The 22737-nt window shown below is 54.4% G+C and carries 23 protein-coding genes; 12 read left to right on the top strand and 11 right to left on the bottom strand.

Going from position 1 to position 22737, the window contains the following annotated elements:
- Window positions 1-80: 80 nt before the first annotated feature.
- The 9 genes from N6G83_RS43275 to N6G83_RS43235 all read right to left on the bottom strand — a co-directional run bounded on the left by N6G83_RS43275 (window position 81) and on the right by N6G83_RS43235 (window position 7882).
- The gene (locus N6G83_RS43275; RefSeq protein ID WP_074029991.1) at window positions 81-719 is read right to left on the bottom strand and encodes a vWA domain-containing protein; all 639 of its coding nucleotides are present in this window, start codon (window positions 717-719) and stop codon (window positions 81-83) included.
- Window positions 716-1360 (bottom strand): TerD family protein, encoded by a 645-nt coding sequence (locus N6G83_RS43270; RefSeq protein ID WP_024527698.1) that lies wholly within the window; start codon window positions 1358-1360, stop codon window positions 716-718. Before N6G83_RS43270 ends, N6G83_RS43275 begins: the two co-directional genes overlap by 4 nt.
- Before the next feature lie 20 nt (window positions 1361-1380).
- The gene (locus N6G83_RS43265) at window positions 1381-2019 is read right to left on the bottom strand and encodes a vWA domain-containing protein (protein WP_021807361.1); all 639 of its coding nucleotides are present in this window, start codon (window positions 2017-2019) and stop codon (window positions 1381-1383) included.
- A 385-nt stretch (window positions 2020-2404) separates the two neighbouring features.
- A complete protein-coding gene (locus N6G83_RS43260) occupies window positions 2405-2878 on the bottom strand; it encodes an HTH domain-containing protein (RefSeq protein WP_024527699.1) in 474 nt (157 codons plus the stop codon).
- 2 nt (window positions 2879-2880) lie between these two features.
- Window positions 2881-3837, bottom strand: coding sequence for an HpcH/HpaI aldolase/citrate lyase family protein (locus N6G83_RS43255; RefSeq protein WP_211136707.1), 957 nt, complete (start codon window positions 3835-3837; stop codon window positions 2881-2883).
- On the bottom strand, window positions 3837-4916 hold the full coding sequence (locus tag N6G83_RS43250) for a cysteine protease StiP family protein (RefSeq protein ID WP_074030004.1): 1080 nt from the start codon (window positions 4914-4916) through the stop codon (window positions 3837-3839). Before N6G83_RS43250 ends, N6G83_RS43255 begins: the two co-directional genes overlap by 1 nt.
- A 1-nt stretch (window position 4917) precedes the next feature.
- Window positions 4918-5691 carry a hypothetical protein gene (locus N6G83_RS43245; RefSeq protein WP_211136706.1) on the bottom strand — a complete coding sequence of 258 codons (774 nt, stop codon included), beginning with the start codon at window positions 5689-5691 and terminating at the stop codon, window positions 4918-4920.
- Entirely contained in the window at window positions 5684-6814 is a 1131-nt protein-coding gene (locus N6G83_RS43240; RefSeq protein WP_211136705.1) for a phosphoribosyltransferase domain-containing protein, read from the bottom strand. Before N6G83_RS43240 ends, N6G83_RS43245 begins: the two co-directional genes overlap by 8 nt.
- A 3-nt stretch (window positions 6815-6817) precedes the next feature.
- On the bottom strand, window positions 6818-7882 hold the full coding sequence (locus N6G83_RS43235; protein ID WP_024527704.1) for an ATP-grasp domain-containing protein: 1065 nt from the start codon (window positions 7880-7882) through the stop codon (window positions 6818-6820).
- 323 nt (window positions 7883-8205) lie between these two features.
- Here N6G83_RS43235 and N6G83_RS43230 point away from each other — a divergent pair, with 323 nt between their 5' ends.
- The 7 genes from N6G83_RS43230 to N6G83_RS43200 all read left to right on the top strand — a co-directional run bounded on the left by N6G83_RS43230 (window position 8206) and on the right by N6G83_RS43200 (window position 14316).
- Window positions 8206-8793, top strand: coding sequence for a TerD family protein (locus tag N6G83_RS43230; protein WP_024527705.1), 588 nt, complete (start codon window positions 8206-8208; stop codon window positions 8791-8793).
- Window positions 8793-9959: a TerD family protein gene (locus tag N6G83_RS43225; RefSeq protein WP_211136704.1), complete on the top strand. Its 1167-nt coding sequence runs from the start codon at window positions 8793-8795 to the stop codon at window positions 9957-9959. The genes N6G83_RS43230 and N6G83_RS43225 overlap by 1 nt, the downstream gene beginning before the upstream one ends.
- A gap of 23 nt (window positions 9960-9982) precedes the next feature.
- The gene (locus tag N6G83_RS43220) at window positions 9983-10438 is read left to right on the top strand and encodes a tellurite resistance TerB family protein (RefSeq protein ID WP_024527707.1); all 456 of its coding nucleotides are present in this window, start codon (window positions 9983-9985) and stop codon (window positions 10436-10438) included.
- Between the two features lie 23 nt (window positions 10439-10461).
- Window positions 10462-11505, top strand: a complete 1044-nt coding sequence (locus N6G83_RS43215; RefSeq protein WP_024527708.1) for a TerC/Alx family metal homeostasis membrane protein — start codon at window positions 10462-10464, stop codon at window positions 11503-11505.
- Between the two features lie 56 nt (window positions 11506-11561).
- Entirely contained in the window at window positions 11562-12140 is a 579-nt protein-coding gene (gene terD, locus N6G83_RS43210) for a tellurium resistance membrane protein TerD (RefSeq protein ID WP_211136703.1), read from the top strand.
- A gap of 72 nt (window positions 12141-12212) precedes the next feature.
- Entirely contained in the window at window positions 12213-12788 is a 576-nt protein-coding gene (locus N6G83_RS43205) for a TerD family protein (protein ID WP_024527710.1), read from the top strand.
- Window positions 12789-13071: 283 nt separating this feature from the next.
- The gene (locus N6G83_RS43200; protein WP_199061580.1) at window positions 13072-14316 is read left to right on the top strand and encodes a vWA domain-containing protein; all 1245 of its coding nucleotides are present in this window, start codon (window positions 13072-13074) and stop codon (window positions 14314-14316) included.
- A gap of 619 nt (window positions 14317-14935) precedes the next feature.
- Here the strand turns inward: N6G83_RS43200 and N6G83_RS43195 are convergent.
- On the bottom strand, window positions 14936-15628 hold the full coding sequence (locus N6G83_RS43195; RefSeq protein WP_074030011.1) for an HAD family hydrolase: 693 nt from the start codon (window positions 15626-15628) through the stop codon (window positions 14936-14938).
- A 249-nt stretch (window positions 15629-15877) separates the two neighbouring features.
- Here N6G83_RS43195 and N6G83_RS43190 point away from each other — a divergent pair, with 249 nt between their 5' ends.
- From N6G83_RS43190 to N6G83_RS43180, 3 genes are all read left to right on the top strand, one after another.
- A complete protein-coding gene (locus N6G83_RS43190) occupies window positions 15878-16912 on the top strand; it encodes a YeeE/YedE family protein (RefSeq protein WP_211136720.1) in 1035 nt (344 codons plus the stop codon).
- 5 nt (window positions 16913-16917) lie between these two features.
- A complete protein-coding gene (locus tag N6G83_RS43185; RefSeq protein WP_024485057.1) occupies window positions 16918-17145 on the top strand; it encodes a sulfurtransferase TusA family protein in 228 nt (75 codons plus the stop codon).
- A 192-nt stretch (window positions 17146-17337) separates the two neighbouring features.
- The gene (locus N6G83_RS43180; RefSeq protein ID WP_024485043.1) at window positions 17338-17574 is read left to right on the top strand and encodes a DUF4282 domain-containing protein; all 237 of its coding nucleotides are present in this window, start codon (window positions 17338-17340) and stop codon (window positions 17572-17574) included.
- Between the two features lie 53 nt (window positions 17575-17627).
- Here the strand turns inward: N6G83_RS43180 and N6G83_RS43175 are convergent, their stop codons facing one another.
- The gene (locus tag N6G83_RS43175; protein ID WP_211136719.1) at window positions 17628-18377 is read right to left on the bottom strand and encodes an NAD(P)-dependent oxidoreductase; all 750 of its coding nucleotides are present in this window, start codon (window positions 18375-18377) and stop codon (window positions 17628-17630) included.
- A 632-nt stretch (window positions 18378-19009) separates the two neighbouring features.
- On the opposite strand from N6G83_RS43175, the gene bglF reads away from it, so the two are divergent.
- Together bglF and N6G83_RS43165 are read left to right on the top strand one after the other, a co-directional pair.
- Entirely contained in the window at window positions 19010-20887 is a 1878-nt protein-coding gene (gene bglF / locus N6G83_RS43170) for a PTS beta-glucoside transporter subunit IIABC (RefSeq protein WP_211136718.1), read from the top strand.
- A gap of 23 nt (window positions 20888-20910) precedes the next feature.
- Window positions 20911-22311, top strand: a complete 1401-nt coding sequence (locus N6G83_RS43165; protein ID WP_260524165.1) for a glycoside hydrolase family 1 protein — start codon at window positions 20911-20913, stop codon at window positions 22309-22311.
- The last annotated feature ends 426 nt before the right edge of the window (window positions 22312-22737 follow it).

The raw sequence follows: 22737 nt of genomic DNA, 5'->3' as shown, positions 1-22737 counted from the left end.
AGGCGGATGCTTCTTGCAAATGCGCGTCATGGGGCAATGAAAAAACAGGCAAAGCTCCGGGTAGAGGCTTTGCCTGTTGGCTACAGAACCAGCTGTATTTCCGGTGGTGGTGGCGGGAGGTTATCCTGCCCGGCGTTAACACCCGCACTGGAACTGCCTGACGCGACGCTGGCCGACACCCATTTGAAGAAGCCGGAAAAGGCCGTTGAATCCAGCGTTTCGAGGGCCACAACCTGAGAGGTCAGTTGCTTGAGGTGTTCATGCTTGGCCTTCGGCCCGACCGCACAGGCGATAATGGAACCGAAGGAACGTTTTTTGACTTCTTTGATCGCCTCGCCATAGGCATAGCTGTCTGACGGGGTGCCATCGGTCATCAGGAATACCAGTGGCCGCCAGTCGCCTTTCTGATCGCCATCGGAGCGGTGGATATCCCGATCTACGCACTGGATCAGGCACTCAAGCGCGGCCCCGGTGAAGGTGCCACCTGCGCTGGGGACGACAATGTCGCTGAACTGGAACTCTTCCAATGAGGTTAGCGGGATAAACTCCCGGGCTTCGTTATCAAAGGTGATGATGGAGATATGCACGCTTTCCAGCGCATACGGATCCTGGCGCAGCGCGCTCATCATTGATTGAATGCCCACGTTAACGGCATGGATAGATTCCCCGCGCATCGACCCGGAGGTATCAATCAGCAGGTAAACGGGTAATCTTCTCATTGCAGGTAGTTCTTCAAGTGGGACACGAAGGAGTCGGACTCGGAAGGTTCGCCAATGGCGTTCAGCTTCCAGCCGGTGCTTTCACGCACCAGCTCGGCAAACAGCATGGAACGCTGGCCATCAAAGGCGGCCCCGCCCGAAAGATCGAAACGCGCCATTTCCACGTTTTTGGCATCCACCGCACGGATAAAGGCGTTTTGTACCTTGCCGAAGTGTTGTTTCAGCTCCAAGCCGTTATAAATCTGCACGATGAAAACGATTTTTTCGTACTTGGGATCGAGGGAGTTCAACTGGGCGATAATCTGCTCGTCATCACCGTCGCCAGCGCCGGTGCGGTTATCGCCGGTCAGCCAGATGTGGCCAGACTTATGGCGCAGGCTGTTGAAGAAAATGATATCCCCGTTAACCAGTGAAGGCCGACCGTTTTCCACATCGCCCAGATCGGCGACTTTGCCTTGGGCATTGCACAGGAAGGCGATGACGTCGAGATCATACTCCGGCTCTTTCTTGCCAAACAGACCACCCAGCAGGCCTTTCTTCTCTTCATTGATATCCCAGCCGAGCCCAATGGTGACTGAGGAAAGGTCGTGTTCGTTTTTACGCAGGCTGACGCTTTGTCCTTTACGCAAACTGACTGACATAAAATCTCCTTGAATATGTTTTATAGAACAACGTTAACTTCGGGTGGTGGTGGCGGTAAATCGTCCAGGCCAATGACTTCCTTTTTACCTGACTCGACTTTTTGGCTGCCGACGGAAATGCTGGCCGACACCCATTTAAAGAAGGCTTTGATCGAGGTGGAGTCCGCCGTATCCAGCTGGAGCACGATCTCGGTGATTTCCTGGAGTACTTTGGTTTCGGCGCTGTGGCCAGCGGCACAGGCAACGACCACGCCGGTTCTGGCGGCTTTAAAGTCGCTGACGCCCTTGCGCCAGTCATCCGTTGGTGAGCCATCGGTCATGATGAACACCAGCGGGCGCCAATCGCCTTTGGTTTCGGCGGTGGTTTTCTGCACTTCGTTGCTGATGCTGGTGGCGACCAGGGAGAGGGCCTCACCCAGTGCGGTGGTGCCGCTGGCCACCAGTTCTGGCAGCTTGAAGCTCAGCAGGTCGGTGAGGGGCACCGCTTGGCGTGCGGAAGAATCAAAGGTAATGACGGAAACATAGGCGGTTTCAAGGGCGTAGGGATCTTGTCGCAGGGTGGAGAGCAGCGTTTGCACCCCATTTTTGACCGCTTCAATGGGTTCGCCCGTCATGGAGCCCGAAGTATCAAGTAACAGATAGACCGGAAGTCTTCTCATCGTATTCCCTTATTGAGTGCCGAGTTTTTACATAATAAGTGTTCTGGTCGTTATCTCAACAGAAATACCCACGTTTGCAGGAGTAGATTTGTTTATTTTGCGATCGCTTTCTCCCCCTCACCCCGACCCTCTCCCACAGGGAGAGGGAGCCCGCGCGGAGTTGTGGTCGGGTACTGGAGTTGATCTGTAACAGAGCTGATGTAGAGGATGTCGTTGAGTTGTAGCACAGACTGCCCCCTTCATTTCGTATAGGAAGAGGCAGCTGCTAGCCCTGGCTCTTTTGGAAGTAAAGAGGAAACTCGATCGTCCCCTTATCCAAGGTGCGTTTCCGAGTTTTCAGACTTGCTCGATCGGTTTCCTCTCCCTGTGGGAGAGGGTGAGGGTATTACGGCTTCTGCTTGCTGGCCTGAATGCTGCGCACCAGGTCGTCGATACAGCGCTCGACAACCATATCCACCGCTTCGCTGCGGGTCGTTTCCGTCACTCTGGATAAGCGATCGATTTTGCGTAGCACCGACATTTTCAATGACAGCGACACGGCTTTTTTCTTCTCTTTATCCAGATACACCCGGCTGACGGTTTCGCTGGTTTTCAGCTCCGAGTTAGCCGCCAGCGCATCGTGCATACGGCGAAACGTCTTCTTGTCTAAATGCCCAGGTGCAGTCAACTGATAGGAGTGAGTGGCCTTGCGGTATTTGATCTCCGCCTCATAGGATTCCCTCAGTTCCTTAAGCACGCGTGTCAGGGTTGGCCCCGAGCAGTCTAACTCTGTGATGATCTTGTCTGCGGATACGGGTTTACCCGCACTGAGCAAAATAGCCAGCTTATAGATCCGTGCCTGTCGCGTATTGAGTTGCATGATTAATGACTGCCTGCGTTAATGCTAAACCGGTGGCTTTCCTGAGATGACTCGCTGGCAATTCCGTATACCTGAGCACGCGCCAGGATCTCTGACGCCCAACGGCGATGGGTTGCCGGTTCGCACATGGTTCCCTGTGATTTAAACACCGCCTGCGAGGAGTTAAGGATCCGCAACGCATCGGTATGATCGTTTGCCTGCACCATCAACGCCTTTTCGATCTTGCCGATCTGATTCGGATGGATCGCCGTCTTGCCGACCAGGCCATGGGCGATATCGAGCGCCAATTCCCTATCCATAATCTGATGATCGTCAATATGCTCACAAACCGGTGCCGTCAGGGCGAAATCACGTGGGGAAAACACGGCGACCAGCATTTTTATCACATAACCCATCGGGCCGTCATACAGCGTCAGGTTACGTGGCCTTCTGAGTGCCACCACGTTCATCAGATCGTTGCCACCGATACGCAGGGCGATGATGCGGCGATAGCACGGGTGGTGATGCAGGGTATTGGCTAGCTCACGCATTTGCAGCACGTCAAACACTTCTTCTGTCTCGAGCGTGGGCATCATGCACAGGTGCGAGTCCTGCATCATGTTCCACCAGTAAGGCAGAGAAGCCAGCGTGAATTTGGGCAGCACCAAGCCGTCCACTGCGCTGAAATCCATGCTCGCCAGCAGCTGTTTCCCCATTTCTTTATGACGAGGCCGTACGAACACCAGCGGCCAGTGATCATTGCCCTCTGCGGCCTTGGCTTTGGCCAAGGTTTGGGTCAGTTCGCGCAGGTTTTCCAGCGCCTGGGGAATATCTTCATCGCTGACCGCGTCTTCCAGGCAGACGATCAGCGAGCGTAAACCGGCGATCTTGCTATTGAGGATCGTATCGGCGATATCCGTTCTGGTGGCGGGCATATAGAGTGAAGCACCCAGCCGCCAAGGGGAAAGTCGTTGGTTCATTAGAGCACCTTCTTGATAATGGTTACCGCACGGTACTGCCCGATCTCATCACCGACTTCGGTAATGGTCAGCCCCTTTTCGCGTGCCAGATAAACCAGCAGCGCGACGTCGGGATCGTCTACCGCACGGACCAAGACGTGATCCGGTACTCTGCGTAGCACAGCGCGCGTAGCCTCTGCGATCCCTGGTTTAATTCGGTTAATACTGGCAATCTGATATTTTTCGGCGAGGTGGTTAACCACCTTCTCACTTTGTTGTTTCAGGTACGCTTTTCTCTCCGCATCCTGCGTGCAGGGCTCAAGCGCCGCTGTGTCTAGCGTTGCGCGATACTGTGCCACGGTATCCACCAGCAGACGGCTGCATTCAAACTGGGCGAGATGATCGCATTGTACGCAGCCGTGCAGGCCTTCGTTTGACCAGATGGAGCGTGAGATCATGCCGGAAACCGGCGCGCCCATAATGCCAAACGGGATCAGCCAGTCGTCGTCGCTGGCGGCCAGCCACGAACACCCACACGGGTCAGCAAGTACCACCAGGCGGGGCTGAGCAGGATAACCAGGCCGGTTGTTGAGGGAGCGGATCAGTTCGCCGGTTATGGCTCCCTTGCCCGTCCAGCCATCAACAAACACTATCCCTTCGGTGCCGTGGCGCGCTTCAATCCAGTCGAGCGCCACCGAATCAATGCCTCGGTCGCGGATGATGCTGATGCCGTAGTGATACGACTCTTTGCCCATCGCCCGCAGCGTTTGCTGGAGCATCACCCCCAGCGGAACACCGGCACGCACCAGGCTGGCCAGAACTATCGGCGTATCGCCGAACCGTTCAATCAGCGCAAGGGCCAGCATCGAGACTTCTTTTGCCAGGCGTCCTGCTCCCTGGTCGAGTGCGCGGGCAAACAGATCGAGGTGTGAAGGGGTCGGCTCCGGTTCCTGGCTCAACATCTCCGAGTAGTGACGGGCACCGGACTGGATCAGCTGTTCTTTCTGATCGACCGGCGTCATTTCCATTTCTACCGGTTGCAGCAGAAAGTGAACGTCCTCGGGCAGGTATGAGCCGGAAAAGGGCACAAAATCAGACATATTACTGCTCTCCGAAAATATGGCGGGAGATCGCTTCGGCAAACTGGCTCTGGCGCGGCAGGCCAAACCAGGTGCAAAGCTTCATAAAACGATGATCGCTGAGGCTGTCGCCCAACCCGATAACCGGGAACACGCCGCGTTCAAGCCGCAGTTTTTCCAGCAGGAAAGTCACTGCCAGCCCTTTCTCTACCACGGTCGGCAGCCAGGCAACGTTGTTGCTGTTACGGTGGACGTAATAGCCGCTGGTAGGGAACAACTGCTCAATCTCATCGGCGATGGCGTAAAGCTCGTCCAGGCGGGTGCTATCGCGGTGCTTCATCACCAGATAGACCGGCGTGTCACCGTATTCATAGTTGATACGCGCCCAACCATTGATGTTGCGTTCGGCCATCAGCTCGGTGATCTTGCGTTGCATCCCCAGCAGGTTGGCAGCATAAGGTTGCAGTTTTTCCAGCATCAGCGCCTGCCATGCCTGATCTGGCTGCCCCTGTGGGGTGAGGATCACTGCACCGTGCGTGGTAACCGCCCATGACTTGAACGGGATACTCACCCGGGCAATCTCTTCGGTGCCACGTGCGGTCACAGGGATAAGCTCCGCATGCTCCAGCATCCAGTCCACCAGCATCGACTGTTCTTCGGTCATAAAGCTGCGTGGCTCCAGGCTACGATCCAGGGCGCCGGTGCGATACGGGGCCAGGTCGAGCTCATCGACCATCTTGCGGCGCGTCTGGAACAGGGTGTCGTCCAGATCGGAGAAAATGACCGGCTTATTCATAGCTTACGACCTCAACGGTTGGGGCGACCTGTTTTAACGCCTCAATTAACGCGGGATCAACGCTTGCCGCAGGGGTTTCGATACACAACAGGATCCGGTCAAACTGCTGGTGGGCCACGTTGTAGACAAAGTTGGGGATGCCCAGCCCATAGTTATCGCCAAAGGCGATGGCGGACTGGATGGCGAACCCGGTGGCAATCGGCGAACGGGTGGTGGAGCTGAACTTAACCTCGGCCCCCTGTTTTTCCAGGCGTTCTGCCAGCAGGAAGGGCTCCCAGACAAATTCGCTGCTGCCCAGTACCAGTAATTTCTCCCCTGGATGCGTCTGAATATCGCGCCCCAGATCCGCACTTGGCGATGAGATACCCAAACGGCCCCAGCTTTGTTTACCGGTGATCGGTACGCTGCCGGTGGCGGTTACGTTGACTGCGGGCATCACCGGCACCGGAGCATCGGGATTTTTTTCCCAGTGCCAGTCACCTTGAACCAATGACACATACTGAATAGGGATTGGGCTGCGTTGGGCGAGGGCGTCGCCGCTCCAGTCGGTCAGCGTAACGGTGATGGCGCGGGCAATGTTGTGTAACCCGGCATCCTGCTGTAAAGCCTGGAGCAGGTTGATGAAGGTGTTGCCGGTGGTGGCTTCATCATCGATCAGCACTACTGTTTTAGCTTCCAGCACGCGGCGGCGCAGTTCGGCATCCTGTGGCAGATAAAGCAGGTGGTCGGTGGCGTGACTGTGATTTTCTTTGAATTCGCACAGCAGCTCCCCCCCCTCTACCGGGTGACGGGTGGACGTTAGGTACACTGGGTCGCTAACGCTGCCCCGGACTTCGTCAAACACACCTGCACCGAATCCGACGGCGGTTTCCGCCATGCCGATAAACAGCACCGGGCCTTGCTCACAGGCCGGGAACAGCACGGCCAATTGCTGATAGACGGCACGCATAACGCTCGGCTTCACCGGAATATGGCGGCCAAGCACCTTGCTGACGAACAGAAACGCGCGTTTCGGGTTGCGCCTTTCGGCTACGTCAAACAGCTCATCCAGCGCGATCGTGCCGCCCGTTGGGGTTACTTTCAGCGTGCCGCAAGACAGCGTGCGGGAATAGGTATTTAGCATGGGTTAGTCCTTCACCAGCAGATTGTCGAGCACGGGGTGATATCTGACGACATCGGTAATAGAGCGGACGATCGCTGGCGAGAATGCGGCTTTGGCCTCATCAATCACTTCCTGCTGGCTCATTACGCCAAGCTTATACAGGGCAAACAGGCCCGGCAGATTGACGCCGCTGAAACGGGTATAACCGATACCGCCAGACGGGCGCAGGTTGATTTCCAACAGCACCGGACGCCCGCTGGTGTCGTTGCGGGTTTGCACGTTGACCAGGCCATCGGCCTGCATCGCGGTGGCACAGGCTTTAGCGAGTTCAAACGCCTCGCCGTGGTTTTCCAGATATTGCAGCGCCCCTTCTTTTCTACGTGCCACGGCAGCTAGAACCGTGCCCCGATCAACCAACATGTCGACGGAGTATTCAGGGCCAGGCAGGTAAGGCATCAGCACCAACGGCTCAAACTCGCCAGCGTCCGCCAGCGCGCTGAGGTAGCGTTGCGGGTTCACTTTGCGGTTTTCCGGATGGGTAAAGGCGGCCATTGGGCCCACGCTTTCATCAAAACGCCAAAATCCCATGCCATAAATACCCTTTACCGGTTTGACGCACAGCTGCGCGCCAGAGAAAGGGGAACGGCTAATCAGATCGCGCAGCTCGGCCACCGACTCAATGCGCAGAGAGGGGACGACAGGCAGCCCTTGTTGCTCCATGGCCTGGGCAAATGCCACTTTGTCATCGGCCAGCTCAAACATCGCCTGGCTGGTGGCACCGGTGGTCAGTGTGACACCGGCAGCCTCGATCTGTTGCCGATGGGCCTCGAACCACTGCGTGTTGCGGCCCGTGTGGATGGCTTGGATGCCGCACTGTTTCACCGTAGACAGAATGAAGGGTAGCCGCTGTTCGTCCTCTTTCGGTTCGAACAAGGCGACGTCTGCCTGGGAGAGGATCTCGTTACGTTCATTACGGTGTGAGGCAACCACCGTCACGGCAGTTTGCTTGGCTTTCACCAATGAAACGATGCCTTGAATAATATCCCGCTGGGAAGATAAACCTTCCATAAGCCACATTTTGAGTGTCATTTTTTGATTTTTACCGTTCAAGGCTTGATGGTTAAAAGGATCGCTGTGGGTTGAGGCCACCCGATGGCGATGTCAATCATAACATGATGTCAGTCTGGAAGTGAAAAGATACCTTGAAAAGTGGCATAAAATGAATGTTTCGGCCAAAGGTTTACCAAGTGTGAAAAAAATAAATCAATATAAAATATGTATTTAACTAAATTAAGGCTGTTTGAAAGCAAAAATGGGTTGTGCAAGAACAACATCATGATATGATTTTTTACTCATGGAATTTGGTGTAAAAAAATCACTGTTTTCAATACCAACTTGAAGGAACTTAGACCATGGTTTCATTAACCAAGAACCAGACCGTTTCGCTCAGCAAGCAGTCATCTGCCATCAACCAGCTGCACTTCGGCCTGGGGTGGGATCCGATCAAGAAGAAAGGTGGCCTGTTGAGCAAGATGTTCGGCGGCGGCAGTGATGCCATCGATCTCGATGCTGGCTGCGTATTGCTGGACAAAGATGGCAAGACCATCGACACCATCTGGTTCCGCCAGCTCAAGTCTCGCTGTGGCGCAGTGGTGCACAGCGGCGACAATCTGACCGGCGAAGGCGATGGTGATGACGAAGTCATCCTGGTCGAGCTGGCAAAACTGCCTGCTCAGGTGGAATACCTGGCCTTTACCGTCAACAGCTTCCGTGGGCAGTCGTTCAACGATGTGGAAAACGCGTTTTGCCGCGTGGTCGATCAGGCCAACAAGGAGCTGGCACGTTATGAGCTGAAAGAGCAGGGCGCTCATACCGGTATCGTGATTGCTTCACTTCGTCGTAACAATGGCCAGTGGGATTTTACCGCGCATGGCAAAGCCTGCAGCGGCAGAACCATTGATGACATGCATGCTGACATCGTCGCTACCGTGGTGCGCTAATGAATATGACTCCGGGGGCCAATGCCCCAGTTCCAGCTAAATTATTAACCGTGCGCGTGGTGTCCGGCGCACCGGTTGATGCCTCCGCTTTCCGCCTGTATGCCGATGGCAAAGTGAAGGGCGACGCGGACATGATCTTTTATGGTCAGCCCAAGAGCGATGACGCCACGGTTACCCTGACCCAAGAAGGTCATAACTCCAACTTCGCGGTAGACGTCAGCCGTTTGCACCCAGACGTGCAGAAAGTCGCCTTTACGGTGACCTGTGAAGGGGTTCAAACCGTCGCGGGCCTGCAACGTTTGCTGATCCAGATTGAAGCGGATAACGAAGTGCTGCTGGTGGGCACCGTTGAGCTGAATGGCCGCCAGGAAGCCGCATTGATCCTGGGTGAGCTTTACCGTCGTAACAGCGAATGGAAGTTCCGCTTTATCGCTCAGGGCTTCAACGGCGGGCTGAAACCGCTGGCTGAACATTTTGGTGTGGATGTGGCGGATGCTCCTGCACCGGCAGCGGCTCCAGCGCCAACGCCTGCACCGGCCCCAACGCCGGAGCCAGCCAAAATCAGCCTGAGCAAAGTGTCGTTGACCAAAGAAAAACCGGCTATCAGCCTGACCAAGCGGGATAACTTTGGGCAAATCCGTATCAACTTGAACTGGCATCGCGGCAGCGGCCCGACGGGTTTACGGGCGATGTTCAGTTCGAACAAGGGCGTCGATCTCGATCTCGGGGCGTTTGTTGAAATGGCCAACGGGGAAAAAACGGTGATCCAGGCGCTTGGTAAGCGTTTTGGTGACTACAACCGCGAGCCGTTTGTCCAACTGCAAGGTGATGACCGTACCGGTGATGTTTCGGACGGCGAATGGCTGCATATCAACGGGGGTGAATGGAAACATATCCGCGAAGTGCTGGTGTTTGCCTTCATCTACGAAGGGGTCGCGAGCTGGGATAAAACGGACGGCGTTGTGACGCTGCACGTGCCAGAGCAGCCACCGATTGAAACGCGGATGTCGGAAGGCCAGAACAACCGCAACATGTGTGCCATTGCACGCCTGGTTAACGAGAACGGCAGTATCAAGGTTGAGCGTATCAACCGCTTCTTTAACGGTCATAGTGACATGGATCAGGCTTTCGGCTGGGGTTTCAGCTGGAGAGCAGGGTCAAAGTAATCAATTTCACAGAGGATTTCACCATGAGTTTTTTCAACAAGGTTAAAGGGGCATTCAATGCCAGCCGCGACGAGCTGACCAAGCAGGTTGGCCGTTTCAAGAACAAAAAGTTCATGCAGGGTACCGTGGCCGTGTGCGCACGTATCGCCGTGGCCAGCGATGGCGTCAGCTCTGAAGAAAAACAGAAGATGATCGGTTTCCTCCACGCATCCGATGAGCTGAAGGTTTTCGAGACTACGGAAGTCATCGAATTCTTTAACAAACTGATCGCCAGCTTTGAGTTCGATGTCGAAATTGGTAAAGGTGAAACCATGAAGTACATCCTGGCGCTGAAAGATCAGCCGGAAGCGGCCCAGTTGGCCATCCGTGTTGGTATCGCCGTAGCCAAAAGCGACGGTGACTTCGATCAGGATGAGCAAAAAGCGGTACGCGAAATTGTGGCTGCTCTGGGCTTTGATGCGGCCGAATTCGGTCTTTAATGTAATATCTTCAGAAGGTTAATATGGTATCCACGCACATCGGCTTCCCGACCGAGACCGTCATTGTTTTCATAGTATTGGCTGTCGGGGCCATTTTTATTGACTTGTTTATGCACCGCGATGACAAGCCTATTTCGCTCAAGAGCGCAGCCTTATGGTCGGTGTTCTGGGTCGCGGTGGCGATGGCGTTTGCCGGCTTCCTGTATATCCACCACGGCGCCGAAGTGGCCAGCCTGTTTGTCACCGGTTATGCGTTAGAGAAAGTGCTGTCGGTTGATAACCTGTTTGTCATGATGGCGATCTTCTCGTGGTTCGCCGTGCCGGATCGTTTCCGTCACCGCGTGCTCTACTGGGGCATTATCGGGGCCATCGTGTTCCGTGGCATCTTCGTTGCCATCGGTACCGGCTTGCTCAGCCTCGGGCCATACGTTGAAATTGTCTTTGCGCTGATCGTGGCCTGGACGGCGGTTATGATGTTACGCAGTGGCGATGACGGCGATGAGATCGAAGACTACTCGCAGCACCTGGCGTATCGCATGGTGAAACGGTTCTTCCCGATTTGGCCGAAGCTCAGAGGTCACGACTTCCTGTTAAGCCAGAAAGAAGTTGATGAGGAGTTGGCTAAACCGGAAAACAAGGATGTCACCATTGGCCGTGGTGCCAAAGCCTGGCGGTATGCTACACCGCTGATGCTGTGTGTGGCCGTGGTTGAACTGTCCGACGTGATGTTTGCGTTTGACTCGGTACCGGCCATCATTGCGGTAAGCCGTGAACCGCTGATTGTTTACAGCGCCATGATGTTTGCCATCCTTGGTCTGCGTACGCTCTATTTTGTGTTGGAAGCCCTGAAGCAGTACCTGACGCATCTGGAAAAAGCCGTTATTGTGTTGCTGTTCTTCATTGCGGTGAAACTGGGTCTTAATGCCACCGACCACATCTGGCATCATGGGTACAGCATTTCAGCAACGGCTAGTCTCTTTGTCGTGCTGGGCGTTCTTGCGGTGGGTATTCTCGCGAGCGTCATGTTCCCAGGCAAGCCCGACGCCGAGGAGAAAAAGGAGAGCTGATCTCCTATCCAGCTGAAATCCATTTGAATGAGTTTACTTTTTGAGAGGTTAGAACAATGAGTGTTTCTTTATCTAAAGGCGGTAATGTTTCCCTGAGTAAAGCAGCCCCAACCATGAAGAATGTGTTGATTGGTCTGGGTTGGGATGCACGCTCCACCGATGGTCAAGACTTTGACCTGGATGCCTCTGCATTCTTGCTGGCCGCAAACGGGAAAGTGCGCGGTGATGCTGATTTCATTTTTTATAACAACCTGACCTCTGCGGACGGTTCCGTGACTCATACCGGTGACAACCGTACCGGTGAAGGCGACGGCGATGACGAGTCTCTGAAAATCAAACTGGATATGATCCCAACTGATGTCGACAAAATCGTGTTTGTGGTCACTATCCACGATGCACAGGCTCGTCGTCAGAGCTTCGGCCAGGTATCCGGTGCCTTTATCCGTTTGGTGAACGATGACAACCAGACCGAAGTGGCCCGTTATGACCTGACAGAAGATGCCTCTACCGAAACCGCCATGCTGTTTGGTGAGTTGTATCGCCACGGTGCCGAGTGGAAATTCCGCGCGGTGGGTCAGGGTTATGCCGGTGGCTTGGCTTCCGTGTGTGCTCAGTACGGCATCAACGCGTCCTGATCGATAAGCTGGTTAATATGACGGGCAGTACACCACTGCCCGTATCATCCCCTACAAAGCAGGAGCTTTAAAATGGCAGTTTCTCTCGTAAAAGGCGGTAACGTATCCCTGACCAAAGAAGCACCCACCATGAACATTGCCATGGCTGGCTTGGGTTGGGATGCGCGCGTCACCGATGGCCAAGGGTTTGACCTGGACGCCTCCGTATTTATGGTTGGTGATGATGGTAAAGTGCTGGGCGACAGCAGCTTTATCTTCTTCAACAACAAGAAGAGCACCTGTGGTTCCGTTGAGCACCAGGGCGACAACCGCACCGGTGAAGGCGATGGCGATGATGAGCAGGTCAAAATTGAGCTGAGCAAAGTGCCTGCTGAAGTCAAGAAACTGGTTTTCGCCGTCACCATCTATGATGCCGAAGCGCGTAAACAGAATTTCGGCATGGTCAGCAACAGCTACATGCGCATTTACAACAACGATAACGGCACCGAAATCGCTCGCTTCGACCTGTCTGAAGATGCTTCTACCGAAACTGCGATGATATTCGGCGAGCTGTATCGCCACGGTGCCGAGTGGAAGTTCAAGGCCGTGGGCCAAGGTTTTGCCGGTGGCCTGTCCGCGCTGGCCTCGCAGCATGGCGTGAATATCTAAGACACTGAATTAGCCCCCTCTCTTCGCGCTCACTTTGGATGAGGGGGCGCTCAAGTTTTGCTGAGATGATCTTCTTTCTTCCAGCAGAGCAGGGGCTTTCAGCTCCCTCTCCTTGTACGCGACTTTAGATGAGGGGGCGCTCAAGTTTTGCTGAGATGATCTTCTTTCTTCCTGCAGAGCAGGGGCTTTCAGCTCCCTCTCCCTGTGGGAGAGGGTTGGGGTGAGGGGCCTACCCGCCAATATCCCCGTTATGGAAAAGCTATTTTAACAGGAGGTTATCCTGATGATTTTACAGTCCGGCCAGAACCTGGTGGTCAATGGCACCTCGCTCAACCTGACACTGCAGTACCCCGCCAACCCTGGTTTTAAGAGTGAGCCTGATACCGCGGTATTCCTGCTGAATGCCGAGGGTAAAGTTCGTGGCGATGCCGATTTTATCTTCTTCAATCAAACCGCTACCCCTAACCGCAGCGTCGTTTTACAAACCACCCACCAAAGCAGCACCCTATCGTTAGATCTAAGCAAAATTGACGCCGATGTCAGCAAGATTGCCATCACTTTGGTGATTGATGGTTTGGACGCTATCTCTGGGCTACAACACCTGAAAATGGATGCGCAGAACGTTGCCCAATACAGCGTAGAAACCCCAGGCCGTCAGGAGAAAGCGCTGATTGTGGCCGAAATTTATCGCCATGCCGGTAACTGGAAGCTGCGTGCTCTGGGGCAAGGGTTTAACGGTGGCTTGGAGCCCTTGGCGTTAAACTATGGTGTTGATGTAGCTCAGCCAGCTGCGCCTGCTACTCCGCCGCCGACCGTCAGCCTGGAGAAAAAACTGCAGGATAAAGCCCCGCATTTGGTGAGCCTGGCGAAGAACGTCACCGTCAGCCTGGCTAAATTCAATCTGCAGTCGATAAAGGCCAAGGTTGCGTTCGTGCTGGATGCTTCAGGATCGATGACCGGGCAGTTCAAAAAGGGCAATGTGCAGGCGGTACTGGATCGCATCGCCGTGCTGGCCGTGCAGTTTGATGATGATGGCTCGATGGACGTTTGGGGCTTTGCCGAAAAACATGCCAAATATCCCGATGTGACGTTAGATAATCTTGATGGCTATATCAAGGCGATCCAGGGCAGCGGCAAGCGCTCAATGTGGGAAATCCTGCCAAAGCTGGGCGGCACCAATAATGAGCCGCCGGTGATGGAAGAGCTGATCGATACGTTTAAACACAGTGATATGCCGGTATACGTGGTGTTTATTACCGACGGCGGCATCAGCAAGACGCGCCAGATCAAAGAGGCGATCAAGCGCTCGGCCAACTATCCGATTTTCTGGAAGTTTGTCGGCCTGGGGGGCTCGAACTACGGCGTGCTGGAAAAGCTGGATACCTTCACCGATCGCCGGGTGGATAACACCAACTTCTTCGCGATTGATGACTTTGCCACGATGAAAGAAGACCGTTTGTACGATCTGCTGCTGGAGGAGTTTAAAGAGTGGTATGACGCCGCCAAGGCGGACCGGATTATTTTTTAACTTCTTAATATCAGACAGTTAAATAAATACATAACGTACCGCGATGGCCCCTCACCCTAACCCTCTCCCACAGGGAGAGGGACCGATCGAGTGTGCGATTGGTTGCAGCAATCTACCTGACCACCCCATTGAACCAACACTCTTTTATCGAGCACTCGACCGTACCAGCTGTTTTTCGCGGAGGGAGCAGGTCGATCACGGTACCTGACTGCTGCTCAGAACCAGCTCCGCTCCCACAGGGAGAGGGTACCGATCGAGTGTGCGATTGGTTGCAGCAATCTACCTGACCACCCCATTAAACCAGCACTCTTTTATCGAGCACGTGACCGTACCAGCTGTTTTTCGCGGTGGGAGCAGGTCGATCACGGCACCTGACTGCTGCTCAGAACCAGCTCCGCTCCCACAGGGAGAGGGGACCGATCGAGTGTGCGATTGGTTGCAGCAATCTACCTGACCACCCTATTAAACCAGCACTCTTTTATCGAGCACGCGACCGTACCAGCTGTTTTTCGCGGAGGGAGCAGGTCGATCACGGTACCTGACTGCTGCTCAGAACCAACTCCACTCCCTGTGGGAGAGGGTTGGGGTGAGGGGCGAAACGGATTGCTGAAGGGATGGATTACTGATCGGTCTTGCTGATCACATTAGGCTCTGCAACGCGCAGCCTTTTGACCGCAGAGCGGCGCTTTGACCAGGCCGGATGGAAATGCCGCCAGTGTGCATCCTGGGCCGCAGCCAACAGTTCATAGTCCCCACGGGTATCGCCCCAGGCTCTGAGATGATAGTTCCCCAGTGGGCCATAGATACTTTCCAGGCGTTCAACCTTCTGCCCACAGCGGCAATTATGGCCAGTAATCAGCCCGGTGAGCTTCCCATCGACCACTTCCAACTGAGTACCAATCAGCTTGATGCCCAAACGATCGGCAAACGGCTGTAGTACCAGGGCCGGTGAAGCGGAACAAATCGTGACTTCAGCGCCAGAACTGACCTCCATGGCAACCGCAATCAGCCCGGAAGGGCGCATCAGCTTGGTCCAATAGGCCGAACAAAAGGCTTCCGCCTGCTGACGGAACCAGTGCTCGTCCACCCCCGTCAGGAAAACCTTGATCAGGGTTTCTTTTAGTTCGTCACGGGTGAGTTTTTTGCGCATATGCTTAAACGCAGGCTGCGCCAGCTGCAATAAGCGCCGGGCAAATACGCGACGCCCAAAAGCGAAACGCAGAAATGGGATAAAACTGTCGTGGTGTGTCAGCGTGCCGTCAAAATCAAAAACCGACAAAACTGGCGTTGTACGGCTTGCCTGTGTATCCATCTTTAAATCATACCTCAACTGTGCAACACCGGGCTTTCCCCACATTATTGTGGATGATAGCAGAACTCCCCCGCAGGTTGAATTTTTGCCAACCTGGCCTGCACCAACATCGGAAACACGATCACTTCCTCAATAACCCTCCTATTTATGTGATTTCTCTGTCTCTAGCGAGTAAAATGCCTGCGCCCTACCCAGGGTACGCCTTTTACAATCTGGTTATGGCATCGCCATAAAAAGGAGTCTTCCCTTATGACAGGTCTGTTTCTGGGTTTCCTTCTTGGATTTATCATGCAACGCGGGCGCTTTTGTATGGCCGGCGGTCTGAGAGACCTCTATCTGTTCCGCGACGGGCGCATGACCCTCGCTATCCTCATTATCATCACCTTGCAAAGTATCGGCTTGTTCACCTTCGTGGCCCTCGGTTGGGCTAAACTGCCCGGCGGGGATTTCCGCTGGTTGGCGACGTTGGTCGGTGGGGTAACCTTCGGTATCGGCATGGGGCTGGCAGGCTCCTGTTCCACAGGAGCTTACTATCGCGCTGCCGAAGGGCTGGCCGGAAGTATGATTGCCGTGATCGGTTTTGTGGTCGCCAGTTGGTATATCCGCCAGCCGGGTGGCAAACAGCTGTTCGCGCCCATCAACGCCCCTGCCTTACCGGACGCTTCGCTGATGCAGACGTTCGGCATGTCTCCCTGGCCTGCTGTAGCGGTGCTAACCGTGCTGACCGGTGTGCTGGTCTGGCGCCACCTGAAACGTAAATCCTTCCCCGTTCCGCAACCTAAACCGCGCAAGCAGGGCATTGCCCACTGGCTGTTCGAAGCACGCTGGCATCCCTTCGTCAGTGCCGTATTGATCGGCGTTATTGCGTTGCTGGCATGGCCTTCCAGCCTAGAGGCGGGCCGGGTTGGCGGTCTGGGGATTAGTGGCCCCAGCGCACAGCTGTTTTCGTTAATCACCGAGGGTAAAACCGGCTTCTTTGGCTGGGCAGGCTATCTGCTAATCGGGATTTTTGCCGGTGCGCTGGTGGCTGCCTGGGGAAGCCAGGAGTTGCGGCTGCGCTCGCCCGGCCTCCCGACAATGGTCAAAAGCCTGTTTGGGGGCGGATTGATGGGGATCGGCAGCGGATTGGCTGGGGGCTGTATGCTGGGTAATACCATCGTCAATACCGCTTGGTTCTCCTGGCAGGGCTGGCTGTTTATTCCGTGCATCCTGTTGGGCAGTTGGGTGGTCAGTTATTTCACTATTATTCTTCCGAATCAATCGATTAAAACAAAAGAGGCTTGAGGACTATGAAAACGATCACTCTGGATACCACCGGTAAACTTTGCCCGTTCCCGCTGATGGAAGCCAAAAAGCACATTGAGCAATTGGGTTCAGGTGACCTGCTGGTGATTGAATATGACTGCGCTCAGGCCACGGAAAATCTGCCGCGCTGGGCGGTTGAGGCAGGACACAGCGTGACGGATTTCCAGCAGACCGGTGATGCCCGCTGGCAGATTAGTATTCAGAAGGGGTAGAGTTATCTGTTCTAACTTGGGAGTTTTTTCCGGGTTAGAGCCGGCTTGAGCATCGCTACGTCTTTAAACGTAGGGAAAACAATCCATCATGTATTCTTACCTTTTGTCATCTTTGGCCAGTATACTTCATTCCAGCTTGAGGGCGCTTTGCCGCTCAGGAACGGTCAACCTTAACGAATGAAGGGATACACGATGAAAAATATTTTCTTTTTTGATGCGATGCTGACGCCGAAAATCATTACCGGCGTTTATTGGCTTTGCCTGCTGGGCATTCTGGTCGGTGGGATTGGCTCGATGTTCTATGGTGAGTTTTTCCGTGGTCTGCTGGGCATCATCATTGGTGGCGTGTTTACCCGTGTCGGTTTTGAAATGGTGATCATCGCCTTCAAAAATAACGAGTATCTGCGCAAGATTGCTGAAAAGCCGTAATGTGGTGAACGGCAGACATTCCTTCACCGGGTTCGCTGCCGTGCTGCGCCCGCTTAACTAAACCCGAGCAGGGTAAACGCATCGTCCTCGGGGTAGTAATCCAGCAGTCGCGTGGTCTCCTCTAACGACAGTCGCTTATAGCGGTTGTTAGAGATGCCATGCACCACCGCATGCTGCACGTGGGTAACGCGGATGCAGCGATCGAGCAGATCGGCGGCATCCCGGTGGCTCAGGAAGGCGCTCATATCCCGCGCGCTGATCTGCTGGCCCGCTTCCAACGTCGTAAAGTTGGCAATCCGCACCGACAGTGCAGAAAGCCCCTCCTGATGGGCAAAATAGGCGGCGATCCCTTCGCCAAACGCCTTACTAGCCCCGTACATATTTTTCGGCTTCGGCGCATCGTCCGGGCGCACCTGGTAATCCAGTGGGTAGCCTTCCACCGCTTGTGCACTGCTGGCAAACACCACGCGTTGGCAGCCTGCGTCTTTCGCTGCGCGGAAGATGTTGAATGTACCAAGGATGTTGTTGTTCATCAGTGAAGAACAAAAATCTGCATCCGCAGAAGGATCGGCGGCCAAATGCAGCACGGTATCGATGTTGATGCAGGCAGCCCGGCAAGCCTCGATATCGGTGATATCGAACGTCAGTAACTCGTCATTGGGCCGCAAATGAGAGATCAGGCCTGCTTCTTTTTCCGCCAGGCGAAAGTCGTAACGGTGGCCAGCGAACTGCCTGAACGCTGTCGCCACTCGGCCACCGGCACCAGTAATTAACACCCGTCCAAGTTCTGTACGTAATGCCATGGCGACTGCTTTCCCTAAAACAAATTTTCTGGAGACTAGTAATAATACTCTGAACTATTTTTGTCCATCTTTTAGTTAGATTTTCTGATGTATTTTTTGCGTAAATTAAGATAATACTTGGAGTTTTAGGGGGACTTAAGGCGGGTTTTTCACTACTCAAAAAGGAGTATAATCATAAACTCAATGAAACAAATAGGTTGAAATAAAATCGTAATTCAATGTTATTTAATGACTTTAGTCATTATTGGTTATGTTTTTTTGCCTATCTAGACATACCTTTACTGTAAATTACACTTCGGAAATAGGTAAGTGTTAATAATGTTTTTTTATGGCTTATTACCGACACTAAAACGCGGGAGTACGGTAGGGGGATTTTGTCTACCAGATCACACTTCGGCAACTTTACGGCGGAAAGCCTTGCCGCACTGAAAAACAGAATGTTACCGTCATAGCTCAACCGATTTAGGGTTGTCACTGCTTTAGCAGGCAAAACCTAAACCTCGAGTTTCTGTTTCCCCACGTTGGGATCAGAGGCCGCGAGGTTTAGGTTTTTTTTTGCGCTGAATTCCTCCACGACGATTGGCCATCGCCGTAGCTGGGGAGCAGCAAGGTTAAGCGTTAAGGATACAACCATGAAATATCAGGAATTAGCCAGTGAGATCTTGGCCGGCGTCGGTGGCCGCGACAATGTGAAAAGCCTGGTGCATTGCGCCACCCGTCTGCGTTTTAAACTGCAAGAACACGGCAAGGCAGATGCGGAGGCGTTGAAGAAAAACCCAGGCGTCATTATGGTCGTGGAAAGCGGCGGCCAGTTTCAGGTGGTGGTAGGTAACCACGTAGGAGAGGTTTATAACGCCTTGAATGCCCAGCTTGGCGCAGGTGAGGAAACGCCAGCCAATGCACAAGAAGATAAACAGGAAAACCTGCTCAGCCGTTTTATCGACGTGGTTTCCGGCATTTTCACCCCGCTGCTCGGTGTGATGGCGGCCTCGGGGATCCTCAAGGGCTTCCTGGCGTTGAGCCTGGCCTGTGGTTGGCTGTTGGAGAGTAGCGGCACCTACAAGCTGCTGTTTGCCTCCAGCGACGCACTGTTCTATTTCTTACCGATCATGCTGGGTTACACCGCCGGTAAGAAATTTGGCGGTAACGTCTTTGTCACCATGGCCATCGGTGGGGCGTTGACTCATCCGTTGATGATGGGGGCTTTTGACGCGGCACAGGTCCCGGGGGCTCAGCCGGAGTATTTCCTCGGCATTCCTATTACTTTTATCAACTACAGCTCGTCGGTCATTCCGATCATTTTTGCCGCCTGGGTATCCTGCCGCCTGGAGCCGCTATTTAACCGCGTGTTGCACAGCGCACTGCGTAATTTTGTGACGCCATTGATGTGTCTGGTGATCACGGTGCCGCTCACCTTCTTACTGATTGGCCCGGCGGCCACCTGGCTGAGCCACATGCTGGCCAACGGTTATCAGGCCATTTATGCCTTCAACCCGATCGTTGCCGGTGCCTTTATGGGCGCAGCCTGGCAGGTCTGTGTGATCTTCGGCCTGCATTGGGGGCTGATACCGCTGATGCTCAACAATATGAGCGTGTTTGGCCGTGACACCCTGTCTCCACTGCTGTTACCTGCGGTGATGGGGCAAGTGGGGGCCACGTTGGGCGTGATGTTGCGTACCCGCGATGCCAAGCTGCGGGTGATGGCGGGCTCTGCCGTTACCGCCGGTATCTTCGGGATTACCGAGCCTGCGGTATACGGAGTCACGCTGCCAAACAAACGACCATTTATTTTCGGCTGTATCGGCGGGGCGTTGGGTGGAGCGGTGATCGGTTACTTCCACACGGCAACCTACTCGTTTGGTTTGGTCAGTATTTTCACCTTTGCCCAGATCATTCCGGCGGGCGGCTTTGATGCGACGGTCTTGGGGGCGATCGCCGGTACCTTGGTGTCGTTTGTGTTTGCAGCCATTGCCAGCTATTTGTTCGGCATCGTACCGCCAGCGGAACAACCGGTTGAAGCGGCAGCAGCCCCAACTCCACAGGCACCGCTCAACCGCAAGCAGCAGGTTACCAGCCCGATTGCTGGCGACATCATCCCGTTGGAGCAGGTTCAGGACGCCACCTTTGCCAGCGGCCTGCTGGGTAAAGGCGTGGCCATTATGCCGCACCAGGGCCGTGTGGTGGCCCCAGTCAATGGCTGTGTGGTATCGCTGTTCAAAACCAAGCACGCCATCGGCATCGAATCGGATGAGGGCGCCGAGGTGCTCATCCACGTGGGTATCGATACCGTCAAGCTTAACGGTCTGCATTTTACCGCCCATATCAAAGAGGGCGATCGCGTTAAACAGGGCGATCTGCTGATCGAGTTTGATCAAGAGGCGATCCGTGCCGCAGGTTTCGATACCACCACCCCGATCATCATCAGCAACAGCGACGACTATGTCGATGTGCTTACCAGCGGCCAAAGCCCGGTGCAGGAACAGGCACCGTTGCTGACACTATTACGTTAATCAGGTTTTTTGAGGAGAAAGCGATGAGTTGCAAATTTCCACAGCATTTTCTATGGGGCGGCGCGGTCGCGGCAAATCAGGTTGAAGGGGCGTATCTGGAGGATGGCAAAGGCCTTTCAACGTCAGATCTGCAACCCCAAGGGATCTTTGGGGGGCTGACGCCGCGCGTTGCCGGAGACAGCGGTATCAAGGATGTGGCGATCGATTTCTACCACCGTTACCCTGAAGATATCGCGTTGTTTGCCGAGATGGGCTTCAAGTGCCTGCGTACCTCGATCGCCTGGACTCGTATCTTCCCGCAAGGGGACGAAGAGGTACCGAATGAAGCCGGGCTGGCATTTTACGATCGGCTGTTCGATGAGATGGCAAAATACGGCATTCAGCCGCTGATCACCCTGTCACATTACGAAATGCCCTATGCACTGACGCAAAAGTATGGCGGTTGGGGTAATCGTAAGCTTATTGCGTTTTTTGAGCGTTATGCTCGCACGGTGTTCGAGCGTTACAAGCATAAGGTCAAACACTGGCTGACCTTCAATGAGATCAACATGTCGCTACATGCGCCGTTCACCGGTGTGGGCCTGCCTGAAGACAGCAGCAAAAGCGAGATTTACCAGGCGATCCACCATCAGTTGGTGGCCAGCGCCAAGGCGGTAAAAGCCTGCCATGAGATCGTGCCGGACGGTAAGATCGGTAATATGTTGCTGGGCGGCATTCTTTATCCGCTGAGCTGCAAGCCGCAAGATCTGTTGGAAACCCAACGCCAGAACCGCGACTGGATGTTCTTTGGTGACGTGCAGGTGCGCGGTGCATACCCGGCCTATATGAAACGTTTCTTCCGTGAGAACGGCATTCAGGTGACGATCACCGAGGAAGATAAGCAGGCGCTGCGCGAAACCGTCGACTTTATCTCGTTCAGTTACTATATGAGTGGCTGTGTGACCACCGACGAAGAACAGAACAAGACCGCCCGTGCCAATATCCTCAACATGGTACCTAACCCGCATCTGGCAAGCTCGGAATGGGGCTGGCAGATAGACCCGGTGGGGCTACGCTATCTGCTCAACGTGCTGTATGACCGCTATCAGAAACCGTTGTTTATCGTCGAGAACGGGCTGGGGGCGAAAGACCGCATTGAGGCCGACGGCAGCATCAACGACGATTACCGCATTGACTATATCAACGACCATCTGGTGCAGGTTGCAGAAGCGATCGACGATGGGGTTGAGGTGATGGGTTACACCAGTTGGGGGCCGATCGATCTGGTCAGCGCTTCCAAAGCGGAAATGGCGAAGCGCTACGGCTTTATCTATGTCGATCGCGATGATGAGGGCAACGGTAGCCTGGAACGCCGCCGCAAGAAGAGTTTCTACTGGTATCGCGATGTGATCCACAGCAACGGCAGCAGTTTGAAAATTAAGTAATTACTGAAGGAAACATGCCCCTCACCCCAACCCTCTCCCACAGGGAGAGGGAGCTGCCACGGTGTTGCGGTCGGGTGCTGTGATCGCTTTGTCCTGCCCAAAAGGGAGTTACCACGGTGTTGCGGTCGGGTGCAGCGATCGCTTTGTCCTGCCTAAAAGGGAATTGCCACGGTGTTGCGGTCGGGTGCTGCGATCGCTTTATCCTGCCCAAAAGGGAGTTACCACGGTGTTGCGGTCGGGTGCAGCGATCGCTTTGTCCTGCCTAAAAGGGAATTGCCAAGGTGTTGCGGTCGGGTGCAGCGATCGCTTTATCCTGCCCAAAAGGGAGTTGCCACGGTGTTGCGGTCGGGTGCAGTGATCGCTTTGTCCTGCCTAAAAGGGAGCTGATTGGCGGCAATGGCCAGGTAATTTCTGTAACTGATAGTC

The sequence above is a fragment of the Serratia sp. PL7 genome (assembly GCF_945957435.1).
This window is presented reverse-complemented; position numbering and strand designations above follow the sequence as displayed.

Excerpts from the sequence above, each read along its gene's own strand:
- N6G83_RS43180 (WP_024485043.1), top strand. The coding sequence starts at position 17,338 with ATGAAAAATATTTTCTTTTTTGATGCGATGCTGACGCCGAAAATCATT.
- N6G83_RS43230 (WP_024527705.1), top strand. The coding sequence starts at position 8,206 with ATGGTTTCATTAACCAAGAACCAGACCGTTTCGCTCAGCAAGCAGTCA.
- N6G83_RS43255 (WP_211136707.1), bottom strand. The coding sequence starts at position 3,837 with ATGAACCAACGACTTTCCCCTTGGCGGCTGGGTGCTTCACTCTATATG.
- N6G83_RS43215 (WP_024527708.1), top strand. The coding sequence starts at position 10,462 with ATGGTATCCACGCACATCGGCTTCCCGACCGAGACCGTCATTGTTTTC.
- N6G83_RS43190 (WP_211136720.1), top strand. The coding sequence starts at position 15,878 with ATGACAGGTCTGTTTCTGGGTTTCCTTCTTGGATTTATCATGCAACGC.
- N6G83_RS43270 (WP_024527698.1), bottom strand. The coding sequence starts at position 1,360 with ATGTCAGTCAGTTTGCGTAAAGGACAAAGCGTCAGCCTGCGTAAAAAC.
- N6G83_RS43275 (WP_074029991.1), bottom strand. The coding sequence starts at position 719 with ATGAGAAGATTACCCGTTTACCTGCTGATTGATACCTCCGGGTCGATG.
- N6G83_RS43245 (WP_211136706.1), bottom strand. The coding sequence starts at position 5,691 with ATGAATAAGCCGGTCATTTTCTCCGATCTGGACGACACCCTGTTCCAG.
- N6G83_RS43235 (WP_024527704.1), bottom strand. The coding sequence starts at position 7,882 with ATGACACTCAAAATGTGGCTTATGGAAGGTTTATCTTCCCAGCGGGAT.
- N6G83_RS43265 (WP_021807361.1), bottom strand. The coding sequence starts at position 2,019 with ATGAGAAGACTTCCGGTCTATCTGTTACTTGATACTTCGGGCTCCATG.
- N6G83_RS43195 (WP_074030011.1), bottom strand. The coding sequence starts at position 15,628 with ATGGATACACAGGCAAGCCGTACAACGCCAGTTTTGTCGGTTTTTGAT.
- N6G83_RS43260 (WP_024527699.1), bottom strand. The coding sequence starts at position 2,878 with ATGCAACTCAATACGCGACAGGCACGGATCTATAAGCTGGCTATTTTG.
- N6G83_RS43185 (WP_024485057.1), top strand. The coding sequence starts at position 16,918 with ATGAAAACGATCACTCTGGATACCACCGGTAAACTTTGCCCGTTCCCG.
- N6G83_RS43220 (WP_024527707.1), top strand. The coding sequence starts at position 9,983 with ATGAGTTTTTTCAACAAGGTTAAAGGGGCATTCAATGCCAGCCGCGAC.
- N6G83_RS43165 (WP_260524165.1), top strand. The coding sequence starts at position 20,911 with ATGAGTTGCAAATTTCCACAGCATTTTCTATGGGGCGGCGCGGTCGCG.
- N6G83_RS43200 (WP_199061580.1), top strand. The coding sequence starts at position 13,072 with ATGATTTTACAGTCCGGCCAGAACCTGGTGGTCAATGGCACCTCGCTC.
- N6G83_RS43240 (WP_211136705.1), bottom strand. The coding sequence starts at position 6,814 with ATGCTAAATACCTATTCCCGCACGCTGTCTTGCGGCACGCTGAAAGTA.
- bglF (WP_211136718.1), top strand. The coding sequence starts at position 19,010 with ATGAAATATCAGGAATTAGCCAGTGAGATCTTGGCCGGCGTCGGTGGC.
- N6G83_RS43250 (WP_074030004.1), bottom strand. The coding sequence starts at position 4,916 with ATGTCTGATTTTGTGCCCTTTTCCGGCTCATACCTGCCCGAGGACGTT.
- N6G83_RS43225 (WP_211136704.1), top strand. The coding sequence starts at position 8,793 with ATGAATATGACTCCGGGGGCCAATGCCCCAGTTCCAGCTAAATTATTA.
- N6G83_RS43205 (WP_024527710.1), top strand. The coding sequence starts at position 12,213 with ATGGCAGTTTCTCTCGTAAAAGGCGGTAACGTATCCCTGACCAAAGAA.
- N6G83_RS43175 (WP_211136719.1), bottom strand. The coding sequence starts at position 18,377 with ATGGCATTACGTACAGAACTTGGACGGGTGTTAATTACTGGTGCCGGT.
- terD (WP_211136703.1), top strand. The coding sequence starts at position 11,562 with ATGAGTGTTTCTTTATCTAAAGGCGGTAATGTTTCCCTGAGTAAAGCA.